This is a genomic window from Streptosporangium sp. NPDC023963, from assembly GCF_040639135.1.
GTDB lineage: Bacteria > Actinomycetota > Actinomycetes > Streptosporangiales > Streptosporangiaceae > Streptosporangium.
This window is the reverse complement of sequence record NZ_JBEZZK010000002.1, coordinates 842,241-858,157: the sequence shown is the minus strand read 5'-3', so window position 1 is coordinate 858,157 and position 15,917 is coordinate 842,241. Positions and strand designations below refer to the sequence as shown.

Sequence of the window (15,917 nt, the reverse complement as noted above, 5' to 3'; positions counted from 1 at the left end):
GACATTTGCCACCACCTGTGGCTGCCCTCGCCGGTCGCCGGGGAATGGTCACCGTATGGCTGCCGAACCAGAGGTACGGGTGCGCCGGGTCTACGAGGAGCCGGAGCCCCAGGACGGTGCCCGGGTGCTGGTCGACCGGATCTGGCCGCGCGGGCTGTCCAAGGAGAAGGCGCACCTGGAGGAGTGGTGCAAGGCGGTGGCGCCCTCCACCGAGCTGCGCACGTGGTACGGCCACGATCCGGCCAGGTTCGAGGAGTTCGGCCGCCGGTACCGGGCCGAACTCGAGGATCCCGAGCGGGCCGCCGCTCTGGAACACCTGCGGGAGCTGGCGAGAGGCCGGACGGTGACACTCCTGACCGCGACCAGGCAGGCCGACATCAGCGAGGCCGTGGTCCTCGCCGGCCTGTTGCGAGGGTGAGGGACGTCGCGCTCCTCGCCGGCCTGACGCGGAGGCGAGGGCGGCCGTGGTTCTCGACGGCCGCCGTCGTTCTCGTCCCGGTCGGGCCCGGCACATGGGCAGGGCCGGGGCCGGTCGTCCGGCAGGGCGGGCGCGGGTCGTCGCCGGGTGTCGAATACGGTGAGCAGGTGTCGGTCAGCGACCGGCGGCCCGCAGACGGCCGCCGGGTCGAGCGAGAGCAAGGAACGCAGTGAAGCTTCTTCATTCCGGGAAGGTCCGCGACGTCTACGAGGATCGCGGGGACATCGTCCTCGTGGCGTCCGACCGGGTGTCGGTGTACGACGTGATCCTGCCCACCCCGATCCCCGACAAGGGGAAGATCCTCACGCGGCTGTCGCTGTGGTGGTTCGAGCAGCTCGCCGACATCGTGCCCAACCACGTGATCTCGGCGACCGACGTGCCCGCCGAGTTCGAGGGGCGTGCGGTGCGGTGCCGGAGGCTGGAGATGGTGCAGGTCGAGTGCATCGCGCGCGGTTACCTGACCGGCAGCGGGCTGAAGGAGTACCGGGCGCACGGGTCGGTCTCGGGCGTGCAGCTGCCGCCCGGACTGGTCGACGGCTCCAAACTCCCCGAGCCGATCTTCACCCCGAGCACCAAGGCGCCGCTCGGGCAGCACGACGAGCCCATCTCCTTCGAGGAGGTCGTCTCCCGGGAGGGCGCGGAGGCCGCCGAGGAGTTCAGGCGGATCACGCTGGAGGTCTACCGGCGCGGCTCCGAGCTCGCCGCGGAGCGGGGCGTCATCATCGCCGACACCAAGATCGAGCTGGGCCGGGCCGCCGACGGCGCGCTCGTGCTCGGCGACGAGGTGCTGACCTCCGACTCCTCCCGCTTCTGGCCCGCCGACCGGTGGGAGCCCGGCCACGCGCAGTTCTCCTTCGACAAGCAGTACGTGCGCGACTGGGCCACCGGCACGGGCTGGGACAAGAAGGAACCCGCCCCGGAGGTGCCCGCCGAGGTCGTGGAGGCCACCCGGGCGCGCTACATCGAGGCGTACGAGCGCATCACCGGCAAGACCTGGTGAGTTCCGGGGGCTCGTGACCCGTCCGGCGAGGACGTCCGCCGACCGGCCCGTCCGGCGAGGACGTCGGCGGGCGAGGGCCGGGTCCCGCGAGGCCGGGAGAGCCGGAGCCCGCGGGACCCGGGGATCGGGCCCGCGGGGCCGCGGGTCAGAGGGAGAGTCTCCGCTCGACCGCGGCGCCCACGATCGTCGGGCCCGCCGGAGCCGCGTCGGTGGGCGTCCCGAAGTCGGCCACGACGCAGGTGATGTTGTCGGGGCCGCCGCCCCGGTTGGCCAGGTCGATGAGCCAGCGGGCGGCCTCGTCGGGGTCGGAGATCTCGGTCAGCGTGTTGAACAGGGTCTCGGGGCCGACCACGGCGGTCAGGCCGTCGGAGCAGAGCAGGTAGCGGTCCTCGGGATAGGCCTCGCGCAGCGACAGGTCCAGCTCGCCGTCGCCGGTGCCTTCGAGGACCCGCAGCACCATCGACCGGCGCGGGTGCTCGGCGGCCTGCTCCGGGGTGATCCGCCCCTCGTCCACCAGTGACTGGACCAGGGTGTGGTCGTGGGTGATCTGGTAAAGGGCGCCGTCGCGCAGCATGTAGGCCCGGGAGTCCCCGACGTGGGCCAGGGCGAAGGTGGCGCCGTCCCAGAGCATGGCGGTCAAGGTGGTGCCCATGCCGCGAAGCGTGGGGTCCTGCTCGCTCATGTCGCGCAGCGTGTGGTTCACGTCCCTGGCGGCGCCCTTCAGCGCGGCGAGCAGGTCGACACCGCCGGCGGGCAGGGTGTCGTCCAGCTTCGCCATGGCGGTGACGGCAAGTGAGCTGGCGACCTCTCCACCCGCATGACCACCCATGCCGTCGGCTATGGCAAGCAGTCGCGCGCTCGCGTAGCCCGAGTCCTCGTTGGCCTCACGGCGGACACCCACGTCGGAGCGGGCCGCGTAGCGCAGTGCAAGTGGTTGGTTCAGTGCCATGAGGGCAGTAAATCATTGGTTGAAGCACTTCACAAGCAAAGTCGTTGTAGACCGTTGCGGCACAGTCAACTACTGTTGCCCACCATGGAGGAGAGCCAGGAGATCACCGTGAACGCGGGCGACATCGCCCGGCTCGCCGGGGTCGGCAGGGCAGCGGTGAGCAACTGGCGCCGCCGCCATGATGACTTTCCCCAGCCGGTGGGCGGCACCACCTCCAGCCCGCTGTTCTCCCTGCCCGAGATCGCCGTGTGGCTGCGCGCGAACGGCAAGTCTTTCGAGGTCTCGCTCGGCGACCTGGTCTGGCAGCGGATGCGCACCTCGGTCGACGACCTCAGGCTGGGCGAACTGGTGGCCAAGGTCGGCGCGTTCCTGCTGTTCCTGCGCCGCGAGCCCACCGCCTGGCGTGATCATGGCACGAAGTCTCTCACCCGCGTGGCCGAGGTGACGACGGATCTCCCCGGCTCCGCCGATCTGCGCCTGGACGACCTGGCCCTCGTCCGGCTGGTCGCCGAGCTGGCCGCCGAGCGCGGCCCTCTGGAGGTCTTCGAGTTCCTGTTCGGGCGCTACGCCGAGGCCCACTCCCGCCAGCTCCCGGTCACCAGGGACGACGTGGCCGCGCTCATGGTCCGGCTGGCGGCCGGGAACGGGGGTGTCGTCCTCGACCCCGCGTGCGGCGTCGGGACACTGCTGCTGGCCGCGGACTCCCGGGCCGGGCGGGGCGGCGCCTCGACGGGCCGGGGGACGAGCGCCCGGGCGGGACGCGGGGCCGTCCTGATGGGGCAGGAGATCAACGAGACGAGCGCGCTGCTCACCGCCGTACGCCTGCTGCTGCGCGGAGCCGAGGCGCGGATCGTCGCCGGCGACTCCCTGCGCGAGGACGGCCTGGCCGGTGAGCCCGCCGACGCCGTGGTCTGCGACCCGCCGTTCAACGAGCGGGTCTGGGGGCACGAGGAGCTCGCCGGTGACCCGCGCTGGGAGTACGGGTTGCCGCCGCGCGGGGAGTCGGAGCTGGCCTGGGTGCAGCACTGCCTGGCCAGGGTGCGGCCGGGCGGACTGGTGGCGATCCTGATGCCCACCGCCGCCGCCAGCCGCCGTCCCGGCAAGCGGATCCGCGGCAACCTGCTCCGGACGGGGGCGCTGCGGGCCGTGGTGACGCTGGCGCCCGGCGGCCCCGACCTGTGGATGCTCCGCAGGCCCGACGGCGGGCGTCCGCCGTCGCAGCTGCTGGTGGTGGACGCCGCCGAGGACCTGTCGATCGTGGAGCCCGCCTGGCGCGCGTACATGGAGGACCCGGAGGCCGAGCTGTCCGGGGAGAGCCGGACGGTGCGGATCATCGACCTGCTCGACGACGAGGTCGACCTCGCCCCGTCCAGGCACCGTCCCCAGCACGGCGGCCTCGACTTCCTGCGCGCCTTCGCCGACGCCCTGACCAGGTTCAAGGAGACCTCGGCCCTGCTGCCGGACGCCACTCCCGCCCTCCAGCCGCTCGCCGAGCGGCAGGACCTGCCGACCACCACGGTCGGCGAGCTGGCCAAGGCCGGGCTGATCACGATCCTGCAGGCGCCCGCGAGGATGTCCGCGGACGAGGGCCCGCTTCCGGTGCTGACCGCCGACGACACCGCGGCGGGCGCGCCGCCCTCGGGCCGCACCACCCTCGACCCGGCCCTGGTCATGATCAGGCCGGGCGACGTGGTGACCACCGCGCTGGGCGCGGTCAGGGTGATCACCCACAGCGGGGCCGCGCTCGGCCCGCAGCTCACCCTCTACCGGGTCGACCCGCAGCGGCTCGACTCCGGATTCCTGGCCGGGTTCCTGCGCTCGGCCGACGCGGCGAGGATCCATCCCAGCTCCAGCCGCCTCGACGTGCGACGGGCACGGGTGCCCATGCTGCCCCTGTCCGACCAGCGGATGTACGGTACGGTCTTCCGCGAGCTGTTCGACCTGGAGGACAGACTGCGCGAAACGCGGACGCTGGGGGAAACGCTGCTCCGGCTAGGCTTTGACGGACTGGTCGACGGCCATCTCCGGCCGTGCGACCAAGGGGCGTGACGCCCGCAGGTCCAGGGGAGGGTCGATGGTCATCGGCGACCGATACGTGCTCGACGACCTTCCTCTCGGCCAGGGAGGCATGGGGGCCGTGTACGGCGGCCACGACAAGCATCTCGACCGCAGGGTCGCCGTCAAGTTCCTGAAGTTCCTCACCGGCCCCGACGAGGAACTGAAGCGGCGTTTCCTGCGCGAGGCCCGCATCCTGGCCAGGCTGGAGCACCCCGGCGCCCCGGTCCTGTACGACTTCGGCACCTTCGACCAGCGGCTGTTCCAGGTGATGCAGTTCATCGAGGGCGTCACCGTGGCAGACGTGGTCAGCGAGCACGGCCCGCTGCCGGTGCCGTGGGCGGCGGCGATCGCCGCGCAGGCCTGCGCGGTGCTGACGGCCGCCCACGCGTTGTCCATCTACCATCGCGATCTGAAGCCGACCAACCTGATGCTCTGCCCCGACGGGAGCGTGAAGGTCCTCGACTTCGGCCTGGCCGTGCTCCGCGAGTCCGGTTCGACCCAGTTCACCAGGGTGGGCCAGATCCTCGGCACCCCGTCGTACATGGCGCCCGAGCAGATCCAGCGCGGCCTGTCCGGTCCCCGCAGCGACCTCTACGCCCTCGGGTGCGTGATCCACGAGATGCTGACGGGCCGTCAGCTGTTCACCGGTCCCACCGAGTACGCCGTGTTCGAACGCCAGGTGAAGGAACGCCCGCCGGAGGTGCCCGGCGTCCCGGACGAGCTGAACCGCCTCGTCGCCGACCTGCTGGAGAAGGATCCCGACGACCGTCCCTCGGGAGCCGACGTCCTGTACGAGCGGCTGCAGCCCTTCGCGGTGGACCTGCCGATGCTTCCCGGCTTCCTGCACCCGTCGTCGGTGCCGAGCCCGGGACGGATGTACGCGCGGATGGTCGGCCGGGTCCTGGGCTGACGGGTCCCGGGCTGGCAGGTTCCGGGCTGGCAGGTTCTGGGCTGGCAGGTCCCGGGCTGGCAGGTTCTGGGCTGAGGGGTCCCGGGCTGGCAGGTTCCGGGCTGGCAGGTCCCGGGCTGGCAGGTCCCGGGCTGGCAGGTCCCGGGCTGACGGGTTCTGGGCTGGCAGGCTCCGGGCTGAGGGGTCCCGGGCCGGCGGGTCCGCGGCCCCGGTGGCGCCGCCGGGCGGGTTCTCACCCACATGCCGCCCGCCGGGGGCGCCGGGCGGCGGCCGGCGCTCCCCCGGTGCTCCGTTCCGACGTCTCAGGCACCCTTTCCCGGGATTTTCAGTATGTAATGCAGGTCGTTCAGGTCGGTATCGGGGTTGTAGGTGCAGTAGTAGTCGCGCCAGGGGTATCTGGCGTGCGCGCTGACCTCTTCGTACAGGCAGAGGTAACAATTGCCGAAGCTTGTGACGTACGTGCTGTCAGGGCGGACGGAAGTCGGGAAGTCGCAGTTACTCACCGTGATCGACGTCGATTCCCGCATGGCGTCGTCACCGGTCACGGCCGCGCACCCTGACGCGCCCAGCGCGCTCAGGCCGAGCCACAGCGTGACACTCGTACAGGCGAGCGCGATCGCCCGAGCGGAATTTCCCTTCTTCACGAACATCCCTTTCTTGAGGTGATCTAGATGATTCCGACCGCGTGGTCGCGGTGTCCGCGGAGCCGCGCGGAAACCATGTCCCGGCCGGTCGGCACCCTGATCGGGGGCGGTGACCGCCTCCGTGGTCTCGCGGCCGGGGACGGTTGGGCAGCGGGCGAAGGGGTAAGGGCCGAGCAGTGAACCGAGGCCGGACGACCAGGTCCCAGCTGCGACGACCCCGATGACCTCGACCAGGCCGGCCTCGCGAGCATCGAGCTCGATCGGCGGCGGGGCGTTCACCGCGGCGGCGCCGGCGCGCACGACAGACTCGAGGAGAATGAGGTGGCACAGGTCAGGCGTGACGGCTTTTGGCTGGTCATCGGGCCGCACACCGTCTAGACCAATCTTTCATCAGATTTCGCCATAAGTCCAAGGCTTGTTCTGACGTCATCGATGCCCTCCGGACATCGACGAACGCGATCAGGGCGGGGGTGGCGCTCGAATGGATCTTGATCTGCGCAAGCTTCGCTACTTCATCGCGGTGGCGGAGCGGCTGCATTTCGGCCAGGCGGCCGAAGCGCTGCACATCACCCAACCCGCGCTCTCCCGGCAGATCAGACAGCTGGAACATGACGTGGGCGTCGACCTCTTCGTCCGTACCAGCCGGGAGGTCACCCTCACTCCCGCGGGCGAGCAGCTCCTGCACGACGCGGGGCGTCTGCTCGCCGCCAGCCACGCGGCCCGGGACAGGGCGCGCCGCGCCGGCGAGGACGGGCGCCACCTGACCGTCGGGTTCATGCTCGGCATAGACACCGCCCCGGCCCTGCAGTGCTTCGCCGAGCGCCACCCCGACGTGATCATCCACCTCAAGCGCCTGCGCTGGAAGGACTACGACCAGGCTCTGCTCGACGGCCGCGTCGATGTCGGCTTCGTCCGGCTCCCCCTGGTCCCCGAGGGACTGAGCACGATGTTCCTGTACAACGAGCCGTTCACCGTCGCGCTGCCCGCCGACCACCCTCTGGCGGGCAAGACCTCGCTGAGCATCGACGACATCGCCGACGAGCCCGTCCTGCACTACGCCGACGCCGACCCGGCGTGGAACGCCTTCTGGAGAATCGACCCACGCCCCGACGGGAGCCGGCCCCGCTCCGGGCCCGTCGTGCACGACATAGAGGAGATCGTGGAGTACGTCCGGGCGGGGCGCGGTGTGATGTTCTTCCCGTCCGCGATCGCCTCCTTGTTCCCGAGGCCTCACGTCACCTACGTTCCGGTCGCCGACGCCCCGCTGGGCGGGGTCGTGCTGGCCTGGGACAGCACCCGGCACTCCCCCCTGATCGCCGCCCTGGCCGAGGCCATCCTGGAGACCGGCCCCCTCGGGCGGTGAGCCGGAGGTCGTTCACCGGCCGGGCCCGGCGATCGGGGAGAATACGGCCCGTGGAAGGTCGATGGGTAGAGGTGGCGGACCGGGTGCTCGTGCGGCGGTACGCCGAGCTGGACCTGTCGGTGGGGCTGGTCATGGGCGACGGCGGCTGCCTGGTGGTCGACACGCGAGGGGACGGGCGGCAGGGGGCCGAGCTGCTCGCGGAGGTGAGACGGATCACCCCCGACCCGTGGACGGTGGCGATCACCCACTCGCACTTCGACCACAGCTTCGGCACCCGGCCGTTCCTCGGCCGTCCCGTCTGGGCGCACGAGGACTGCCGCGCCGACCTGATCGAGAACGGCGGCCGGGCCAGGGACGAGTGGGCACGCTACTACCGGGATCTGGGGCGCCCGGACGTCGCCGACGACATCGCGCGGACAGAGATCGTGCCACCGGACCACCTCGTCACCGACCGGGCCCGGCTGGTCGTCGGGGGCCGCCCGGTCGTCCTGGCCCACCTCGGCCGCGGCCACTCCGGCAACGACATGGTCGTCCACGTGCCGGACGCCGGGGTGATCTTCGCCGGGGACCTCGTGGAGAACGGCGCGCCGCCCGCCTACGAGGACGCCTACCCCCTCGAATGGCCCGCCACGGTCGCCGGGCTGCTCGACCTGCTCGACGGGGGCCCCGGCCCCGGTGGCGCGGTCGTCGTTCCCGGTCACGGCGACCCGGTCGGCCGCGCGTTCGTCGTCGCCCAGCACGCGGAGATCTCCGCGCTGGCCCGTCTCTGCGACCAGGTGACGGCGGGTTCCCTGTCCCCCGCCGACGCCGTACACCTGTCGCCGTACCCTGAGGAGACCACCAGGATCGCCCTCGGCCGCGCGGGCCACCCCTGACGGGGGCCGGGTCCCGAGAGCGGAGGGACGGATCCCGTCAGGGGTGGGTGAGGTCGGTCAGGTAGGCGGTCAGGGCGTCCAGGTCCTGGAGGAACCAGGTGTCACCGCCAAAGTCGATCATGACGTCCAGCTCCGCCTCGATGGCGTCGACCAGCCGGATCGTCGCGATCGAGGTGACCCCCATGGCGACGAACGAGGTGTCGGAGTCGAGGATCTCCCGGGCGGAGATCTCCCCGTCACACGCCGTGGACAGGGCCCCGGCCAGCCACACCCGCAGGGAGTCCCCGGAAAGGGGATCGCCCTCTCCCGCCGTTTCCCCGGCCCGATCGACCGCGGCGGCCCGCCCGGCGGGACCGGCGGGCTCCGCCGGACCGGCGACGTCTGGGTGACTCATTCGATACCTCCGGTGGGAGACAGTGGGAGACCCCCGGGTTCCGGTCCCGGGAGGGCGTCGGACTCCTCCCCGGCCCGCCGGTCGTCGTGGGGGGCGGGCCAGGGTGATCAGGGGTGAGGTGGTCAGGAACCGTCCGTGCCGAGCATCCGGGCGACCTCCTCGTCCGTCAGCGCGGACAGCTCCTCCATCAGGATCCGCTCCACCACGACCGCGAGATCGGCCACCGTGCGGTTCCTGAAGAGCTCGCGGACGGGAACGTCGATCCCGGCGGCCTTGCGCAGGCGGGAGCCGACGCGCACGGCGAGCAGCGAGTGGCCGCCCAGCGCGAAGAAGTCGTCGAGCGCGCCGATCTTGCCGACACCCAGCACCTCCTCCCAGACGCCCGCCACGAGGATCTCGGCGTCGTTCCTGGGCTCCACGAACGGCCGGTCCTCGTCGAGGTCGAAGCCGGGCGCGGGCAGCGCGCGACGGTCGATCTTCCCTCCGGTGGTCACCGGCAGCTCGTCCAGGGTCACCCAGACGTCGGGAACCATGTACGGCGGGAGCCCCGCGGCGAGGTCGCGCCGGAGCTCCGCCGGGTCGGCGGGGCCCGCGACGTAGGCGACCAGCCTGTCCTCGCGGGCGGTCACCGCCGCCTGCCGTACGCCGGGGTGGGCGAGGAGGCGTCCCTCGATCTCGGCGGGCTCGATCCTGAACCCGCGGACCTTCATCTGGTCGTCGACGCGGCCCAGGAACTCCAGCAGGCCGTCCGCGCGCCACCGGACCAGGTCTCCGGTGCGGTAGAGCCGCCCCGCCTCCGGGTCGTCGAGGAAACGCTCGGCGGTCAGGTCCGGACGTCCGAGGTAGCCCCTGGCGAGCCCCGCGCCGCCCAGGAGCAGTTCCCCCGGGGCGCCGGGCGGCACGCGGCGGAGAGTCCCTCCCGGGTCGCCGGGCGCCGCGCGGTGCGGGGGCTCGGACGGCGCGCGGTGCGAAGGCGCTCCGGAGACGCCGGCCGGTACGCGGGGGTCGACGACGACCGCCCGGGTGCCGCCGATCGGCCGCCCGATCGGCGGGCGTCCCTCGGTGTCGGCGGAGCCGAGATCGGCCGCGGTGGCGATGATCGTGGCCTCGGTGGGCCCGTAGGTGTTGACCAGCCGGACCCGGTCGCCGAACCGCTCCCGCCAGCGGGCCACGGCCTCAGCGTGCACCTGCTCGCCGCCGAGGATGACCAGCCGCAACCGTTCCGGCCAGGCCACCTCGTCGATCTGGTCGACCAGCCGGTGCCAGTAGGCGGTCGGCAGGTCCAGCACGGTCACCTCGCGCCCCCGGGGTCCGGCGAGCACCTCGGGAAGGGTGACCGCGCCGCCCGGCAGGAGTTCGAGGGCCGCCCCCGAGGCCAGCGCGGGGTAGATCTCCTCGGCGTGCGCGTCGAAGCCGAGCGCGGCGAACTGGACCACCAGGTCCCCCGGCCCCGGCCCGTACGCCTCCCTCATCCAGGCCACCCGGTCGGCCAGGGCCCGGTGCTCCACCACCACGCCCTTGGGCCGCCCGGTGGACCCCGAGGTGTAGATGACGTACGCGGCGTCGTCCCCGTCGACGAGATGCGCGGTCTCCTCGGGCTCCCCGGGCTCCCCGGGCTCCAGGTCGTCCAGGACCAGCAGCGGGACGTCCCCCGGCGGCGGGCCGCCGGGGCGGCGGGCCGTCACCAGGAGGGCGGCCCCGCTGCCGGACAGGAGCGTCCCGACCCGTTCCTCCGGGAGTTCGGGGTCGACGGGCAGGTAGGCGCCACCGGCGCGCCACACGGCGAGCATCGCCGCGACGACGTCGATCGACCGGTCCGCCAGGACCGCGACGACCGTCTCCCGTACGACACCGCGGCGCCGGAGCAGTGCGGCCAGCGCGGCGACGCGGCGCTCCAGGCCCGCGTAGGTCAGCGTCTCGTCACCGCAGCCCACCGCGGTCGCGTCCGCGTGCAGGGCGGTCGCCTCCCGGACGAGGTCCGGCACGAGGGGACCGGGCAGGAGGGCCGTCGCCTCCTCGTGGACCCGCAGCCGGGCGTCGTCCTCGTCGGTGCGCAGCGGCAGCGCGGAGAGGGCCCGGCCAGGGTCTGCGGCGATCGAGCGGCACAGGACGGCGAACCGGCCCGCGAGGCGGGCGGCGGTCTCGGCCTCGAACAGCTCGGCGTCGTAGCCGAGCACCAGGAAGAGCCCGTCGTCGTCCCGCCACATCTCCAGCATGAGGTCGAACTTGGCCTGCCGGTATCCGGCGTCGAAGAACTCCAGGTCCAGGTCGGCGAGGGAGTCCCTGGTGCCGTCGTCCTGGCTGTGCAGGATGGCCATGGTCCGGAAGAGCGGCGTACGGCTCAGGCCGCGCTCCACCTCCAGCTCCGTCGCGAGCTTCTCGAACGGCACCTCCTGGTAGGCCATCGCCTCCAGCAGGATCTTCCGCGTACGGCCCACGAGGTCGGTGAAGGAGGGGTCTCCCGACAGGTCGCCCCGCAGGACCAGGGTGCCGGCGAGATAGCCGACGACCGGCTCCAGCTCGACGCGGTCCCGCCCCGCGTAGGAGGAACCGACCATGATGTCGTCCTGGCCGGTGTGGCGGGCCAGCAGCACCTGGTACGCGGCGAGCAGCACCATGAAGAGGGTCGCCCCGCACTCCTGGGCCACCTCCTCCAGCCGCGCGGCGAGATCGGCGGGCAGGCGGAAGGAGTGGAATCCCCCGGTGTGAGCGGATATCAGCGGGCGGGGGTGGTCGAGCGGCAGCTCCAGCACGGGAGGGTCGGCGAGCCGCTCGCGCCAGTAGCCGAACGCCGCCCCGTCGTCGCGGCTCCGCTGCCAGAACGCGATGTCCCCGTACGTCACCGGCGGCTCGGCGAGACCGGGTTCCGTCCCGTTCCGGTGCGCGGCGTACAGGGCGGCCAGGTCGTCGGCCAGGACGTTGAGCGACCAGCCGTCGCCCGCGATGTGGTGGAGGACGAGGCAGAGCACGTGGTCGTGCTCTGCCAGGCGCAGCAGGCTGACCCGGAACGGGGGCGGGCCCGTGAGGTCGAAGGGGGCGTTGGTCCGCTCCGCGACCAGCCGCCGCGCCTCCCGCTCCCTGCCCGCGAGTCCCTCGCCGCTCTCTCCTCCGGCGGCTCCGGGGACGGCCCCTCCCGCGAGCCGCTCTCCCCGCCCGCCTCCGGCCGGCTCTCCACCGGTGAGCACGCCTCCGGCCGGTTCCCCGCCGGAGAGGTCGATGTGCTCGATCAGCGGACCGGTCGCGGGGTCGGTGATCGCGACCGGCCCGCCGTCCATCTCCGGATAGCGGGTGCGCAGGGTCTCGTGCCGCGCCGCCAGGTCCCGGAGAGCGTGTTCCAGCGCGGCGGTGTCGAGATCGCCGCGCAGGCGCCAGACGTTGAACATGTTGTACGCCGCGTCGTCCGGATCGAGCCGGTGCAGGAGCCAGAGCCGCTCCTGCGCGGGCGAGAGCGTGAGCGGCGCGCCGTCGGGGCGCGGACGCAACGGGACGGCACGACCGTCGCGGTCGTCCGCGGGGTCGGACACGGCGGCGCCGACCGCCTCGGCGAACCCGGCGATCGTCGGCCGGCCGAACAGCTCCCTGACGGGAACCTCCACGTCGAGCAGCGCCGCGATCCGCGCGGTGACCTTGACCGCGAGCAGCGAGTGCCCGCCCAGGCCGAAGAAGTCGTCGTCGGCGCCGAGCCGGTCGGCGGCCACGCCGAGCACCTCGGCGAAGATCCCGGCCACCCGCCGCTCCAGGGGGGTCTCCGGCGGGCGGCCGTGCCCGGCGGACGGCCTGCCGGGCGCGGGGAGCGCCTTGCGGTCGATCTTGCCGTTCGGGGTCAGGGGCAGCGCGGGCAGCGGCACCACGACCGCGGGCACCATGATCGCGGGCAGCGACCGCGCGACGTGCTCCCGGAGTCTCGCGAGATCCACCGCCCCGGTGACCGCGGTGGTGCCGGCGCCCGCGACGCCTCCTGCTCCTGCTTCGGTTCCCACCCCGGTTTCGGCCCGGGCTCCGGCTCCTGCTCCTGCTCCTGCGCCTGCTCCGGCTCCGGCCTCGGTTTCGGCTCCGGCTCCGGCTCCGGTGGCACGGTTCTCTCCGGCGACGGGTGGGACGCCGACCACGTACGCCACCAGGGTGTCGTCGACGATCGCGGCGACCGCGCGGGAGACCTCGGGGTGGGTCTCCAGGACGGCCTCGACCTCGCCCAGCTCGATACGGTGGCCCCGCAGCTTCACCTGGCCGTCGGCCCGGCCGAGGAACTCCAGCCGCCCGTCCGCCAGCCATCTCACCCGGTCGCCGGTCCGGTACAGACGCGACCCCGGCGGGCCGAACGGGTCGGGCAGGAAGCGCTCCGCGGTCAGGCCCGGCCGCTTCAGGTAGCCCCGCGCCAGCCCCGTCCCCGCGATGAACAGCTCGCCGACCACCCCGAGGGGCACCGGGTCGAGCCTGTCGTCGAGCACGTGGACACGGGTGTTGGCCAGCGGCCTGCCGATCGCCACCGGCCCGGGCTCGGCGGGCACCGGCTCGTAGGTGGACCAGATCGTCGTCTCGGTGGGCCCGTACACGTTCCACATCGCCCGCACGCGCCCTCGCAGCGCGCGGGCGAGGGCGGGCGGCAACGCCTCGCCCCCGGCCAGGGCGGTCACCCCAGGCCCGTCGAATCCCGCGTCGAGGAGCGCCCGCCAGCCCGACGGCGTGGCCTGGACGTGCGTCACGCCGTGCGCGGCGGCGAGCCTCACCAGCGCGAGCGCGTCCGGCGCCTCCGTGCCGCCCGCGACGACCACCCGGCCGCCGCTGACCAGCGGGAGGAAGAACTCCAGTACGGAGATGTCGAACGACAGGGAGGTGAGCGCCAGCCAGACGTGTCCGGGGCCGGCGCCGAGCAGGTCCCGCATGGCCAGCAGCAGGTTGACCACGGCGCGGTGCTCGATCGCGACCCCCTTGGGGCGGCCCGTCGAGCCCGACGTGTAGATCACGTACGCGAGGTCGTCCGGCGTCGCGAGCGGCGCGGGGGGCGTGCCGGGCTCACCGGCGAACGCCAGGGGGTCCTCGATGAACAGCACCCGGGTTGTGCTCCCGCCGCTCCCGCCGTTCCCGCCGTTCTCGCCGCTCCCGCCGCTCCCGGCGTCCTCGGGAAGCCGTCCGCGCACGCGCTCCTCGGTGAGGAGCAGTTCCGCGCCCGAGTCGCGCAGCACGAAGGCGAGGCGCTCGGCGGGGTAGTCCGGGTCGAGGGGCAGGTAGGCGCCGCCCGCCCTCATCACGGCCAGCAGCGCGACCAGCGTCTCCAGCGAGCGGGTGGCGCACACGGCCACGACGGCGCCGGGCCGCACGCCCTCGCGCCGCAGCCGGTTGGCCAGCCGGTTGACGCTCGTCTCCAGTTCCGCGTACGTCAGGCTCCGCCCGCCGCACGTGGCCGCGACCGTCCCGGGCTCGCCCGCGACCAGGTCGTGGAGGGTGGCCTCCGGGCGCGGGGCGGCGGTGTCGTTCCACACGGTGAGGGCCAGCTCGCGTTCGGCCTCCGGGGGGAGGCCGAGCTCCGACAGCCGCGTGCCGGGGTCCTCGACGGCCCTGCGCAGCATGACCGCGACGTGCGCCGCCATCCGCTCGGCCGTGGCGTGGTCGAACAGGGCGGTGCTGTAGACGAGGGAGAGTTCGAGGTCGCCGTCCCGCCGCCCGAACTCCAGCGACAGGTCGAACTTCGCCGACCGCGCGTCGCCCAGGTCGACCGCCTCCGCGGTGACGCCGGGCAGGGTGAGGGCGGTGCCCTGATAGTCGTGCAGGACGAGCTGGGCCTGGAAGAGGGGCGTGCGGCTGAGGTCCCTGGGGACGTTCAGCTCGCTCACCAGCCGGTCGAAGGGCAGGACCGCGTTGGTGTACGCCTGCAGGGCCGCGCGGCGGACCCTGACGAGCAGTTCCCCGAAGGTCGGGTCGCCCGACAGGTCCCCGCGGATCACCAGCGTGTTGAGGAAGAGCCCGATGAGCGGCTCCAGCTCGTCCCTGTCCCGTCCGGCGATCGGCGTGCCGACGCAGATGTCCTCCTGGCCGGAGCGGCGCGACAGCAGGACCATGTACGCGGCGAGCAGCACCATGAACGGCGTGGTGCGGGTGCGCCGGGCGAGCCCGTCGACGGCGTCGGCCAGCTCGGCGGGGAGCAGGAGCAGGGCGCAGCCGCCCTCGGAGGTCCTGACCGGGGGACGCGGCCGGTCCGTCGGGAGCTCCAGCGCCGGCGGGTCGGCCAGCCTTCGCCGCCAGTGACCGAGTTGCCCGTCCGCCAGATCGTCCGGCCGCTCGCGCTGCCACAGCGCGAAGTCCGCGTACTGGATCGGCAGCGGCTCCCACGACGGCCGCTCACCGGCCAGGAACGCCGCGTACAGCGTGGCCAGCTCGCGCGCGAACACGCCGATCGACCAGCCGTCCACGGCGATGTGGTGGAACACGACGTAGATCGCGTGCTCCCGCTCGGACAGGCGCAACAGGCCTGCCCGGAGCGGCGGCTCGCCCGCCAGGTCGAACCGCCGCTCGATCTGCTCCCGGACGAGCCGCGCGGTCCGCGCCTCACGTTCCGCCTCGGGAAGATCCGACAGGTCCAGCAGTTTCAGGTACGGCCGGTCGCCGGTCGGGTGTGGCTCGTCGACGACCTGGACGGGAGCGCCGTCCCTGCTCGGAAAGCGGGTCCGCAGGATCTCGTGCCTCGCCACGATCTCGGCGAGCGCCAGCTCCAGGGCGTCCGGGTCGAGCGATCCCCGGAGCCGTTCGGCGATGAAGACGTTGTGGGCGCCGCCGCCTCCGGCCCCTTCCAGCCGGTCGAGGAACCACATGCGCTCCTGGCCGAACGAGAGCGGCAGCTCGCGGATGCCATCGGGCCGGGGTGTGATCCCGTCCCGCGCGTCCCCCCGCGCGAGCATGTCCATCCCTAGACCTCCCGCCGGAGAGGCGCGGGAACCGTTCTCATGACGGCCTCCCTACTGGCAGACCGCGAGCCCGAAAGGAGATCCCTCATAATCACGACAAAAGACTGTCAGATAAAAACATAAATCCGCAAGGAGTAGACATTAACGCCGGATATCGGTGCCGCCTTCGGAGAAGGCGCTGACTTCGCTCCGGACCGTCCGCGCCGCCGCCGGGCGTGCCGCTGACATCATGTTGCCTGACACTAGTTGCCGGTGCCCACGCCGTGAAGGCGGGGACGGGAGGTTGACCGCGCCGCCGCCGGGAGTGTCTGATCATTGTGGGCGAGCGGCCTCACGGGCGGGTCGCG

The 15,917-nt window shown here is 72.9% G+C and carries 10 protein-coding genes; 6 read left to right on the top strand and 4 right to left on the bottom strand.

The genetic code is table 11. From position 1 onward, the window contains the following. Positions 1-55 precede the first annotated feature (55 nt). Together AB0F88_RS09770 and AB0F88_RS09765 are read left to right on the top strand one after the other, a co-directional pair. Entirely contained in the window at positions 56-418 is a 363-nt protein-coding gene (locus tag AB0F88_RS09770) for a DUF488 family protein (protein ID WP_362679736.1), read from the top strand. Positions 419-647: 229 nt separating this feature from the next. Further along, a complete protein-coding gene (locus AB0F88_RS09765; RefSeq protein WP_362679733.1) occupies positions 648-1,478 on the top strand; it encodes a phosphoribosylaminoimidazolesuccinocarboxamide synthase in 831 nt (276 codons plus the stop codon). Between the two features lie 145 nt (positions 1,479-1,623). Here AB0F88_RS09765 and AB0F88_RS09760 read toward each other — a convergent pair whose 3' ends face one another. Continuing rightward, positions 1,624-2,427: a protein phosphatase 2C domain-containing protein gene (locus AB0F88_RS09760; RefSeq protein ID WP_362679730.1), complete on the bottom strand. Its 804-nt coding sequence runs from the start codon at positions 2,425-2,427 to the stop codon at positions 1,624-1,626. 84 nt (positions 2,428-2,511) lie between these two features. Here AB0F88_RS09760 and AB0F88_RS09755 point away from each other — a divergent pair, with 84 nt between their 5' ends. After that, positions 2,512-4,476, top strand: a complete 1,965-nt coding sequence (locus tag AB0F88_RS09755) for an N-6 DNA methylase (RefSeq protein ID WP_362679727.1) — start codon at positions 2,512-2,514, stop codon at positions 4,474-4,476. A 25-nt stretch (positions 4,477-4,501) separates the two neighbouring features. After that, positions 4,502-5,395, top strand: coding sequence for a serine/threonine-protein kinase (locus AB0F88_RS09750; protein WP_362679724.1), 894 nt, complete (start codon positions 4,502-4,504; stop codon positions 5,393-5,395). Positions 5,396-5,697: 302 nt separating this feature from the next. Here the strand turns inward: AB0F88_RS09750 and AB0F88_RS09745 are convergent, their stop codons facing one another. After that, a complete protein-coding gene (locus tag AB0F88_RS09745; RefSeq protein WP_362679720.1) occupies positions 5,698-6,408 on the bottom strand; it encodes a hypothetical protein in 711 nt (236 codons plus the stop codon). Between the two features lie 112 nt (positions 6,409-6,520). On the opposite strand from AB0F88_RS09745, the gene AB0F88_RS09740 reads away from it, so the two are divergent. After that, a complete protein-coding gene (locus AB0F88_RS09740; protein WP_362679717.1) occupies positions 6,521-7,402 on the top strand; it encodes a LysR family transcriptional regulator in 882 nt (293 codons plus the stop codon). Positions 7,403-7,452: 50 nt separating this feature from the next. Then, a complete protein-coding gene (locus AB0F88_RS09735; RefSeq protein WP_362679714.1) occupies positions 7,453-8,277 on the top strand; it encodes an MBL fold metallo-hydrolase in 825 nt (274 codons plus the stop codon). Between the two features lie 37 nt (positions 8,278-8,314). On the opposite strand, the gene AB0F88_RS09730 is transcribed toward AB0F88_RS09735, so the two are convergent. Then, the gene (locus AB0F88_RS09730; RefSeq protein WP_362679711.1) at positions 8,315-8,671 is read right to left on the bottom strand and encodes an acyl carrier protein; all 357 of its coding nucleotides are present in this window, start codon (positions 8,669-8,671) and stop codon (positions 8,315-8,317) included. Between the two features lie 122 nt (positions 8,672-8,793). Then, the gene (locus AB0F88_RS09725; protein WP_362679708.1) at positions 8,794-15,570 is read right to left on the bottom strand and encodes an amino acid adenylation domain-containing protein; all 6,777 of its coding nucleotides are present in this window, start codon (positions 15,568-15,570) and stop codon (positions 8,794-8,796) included. Positions 15,571-15,917: the final 347 nt, after the last annotated feature.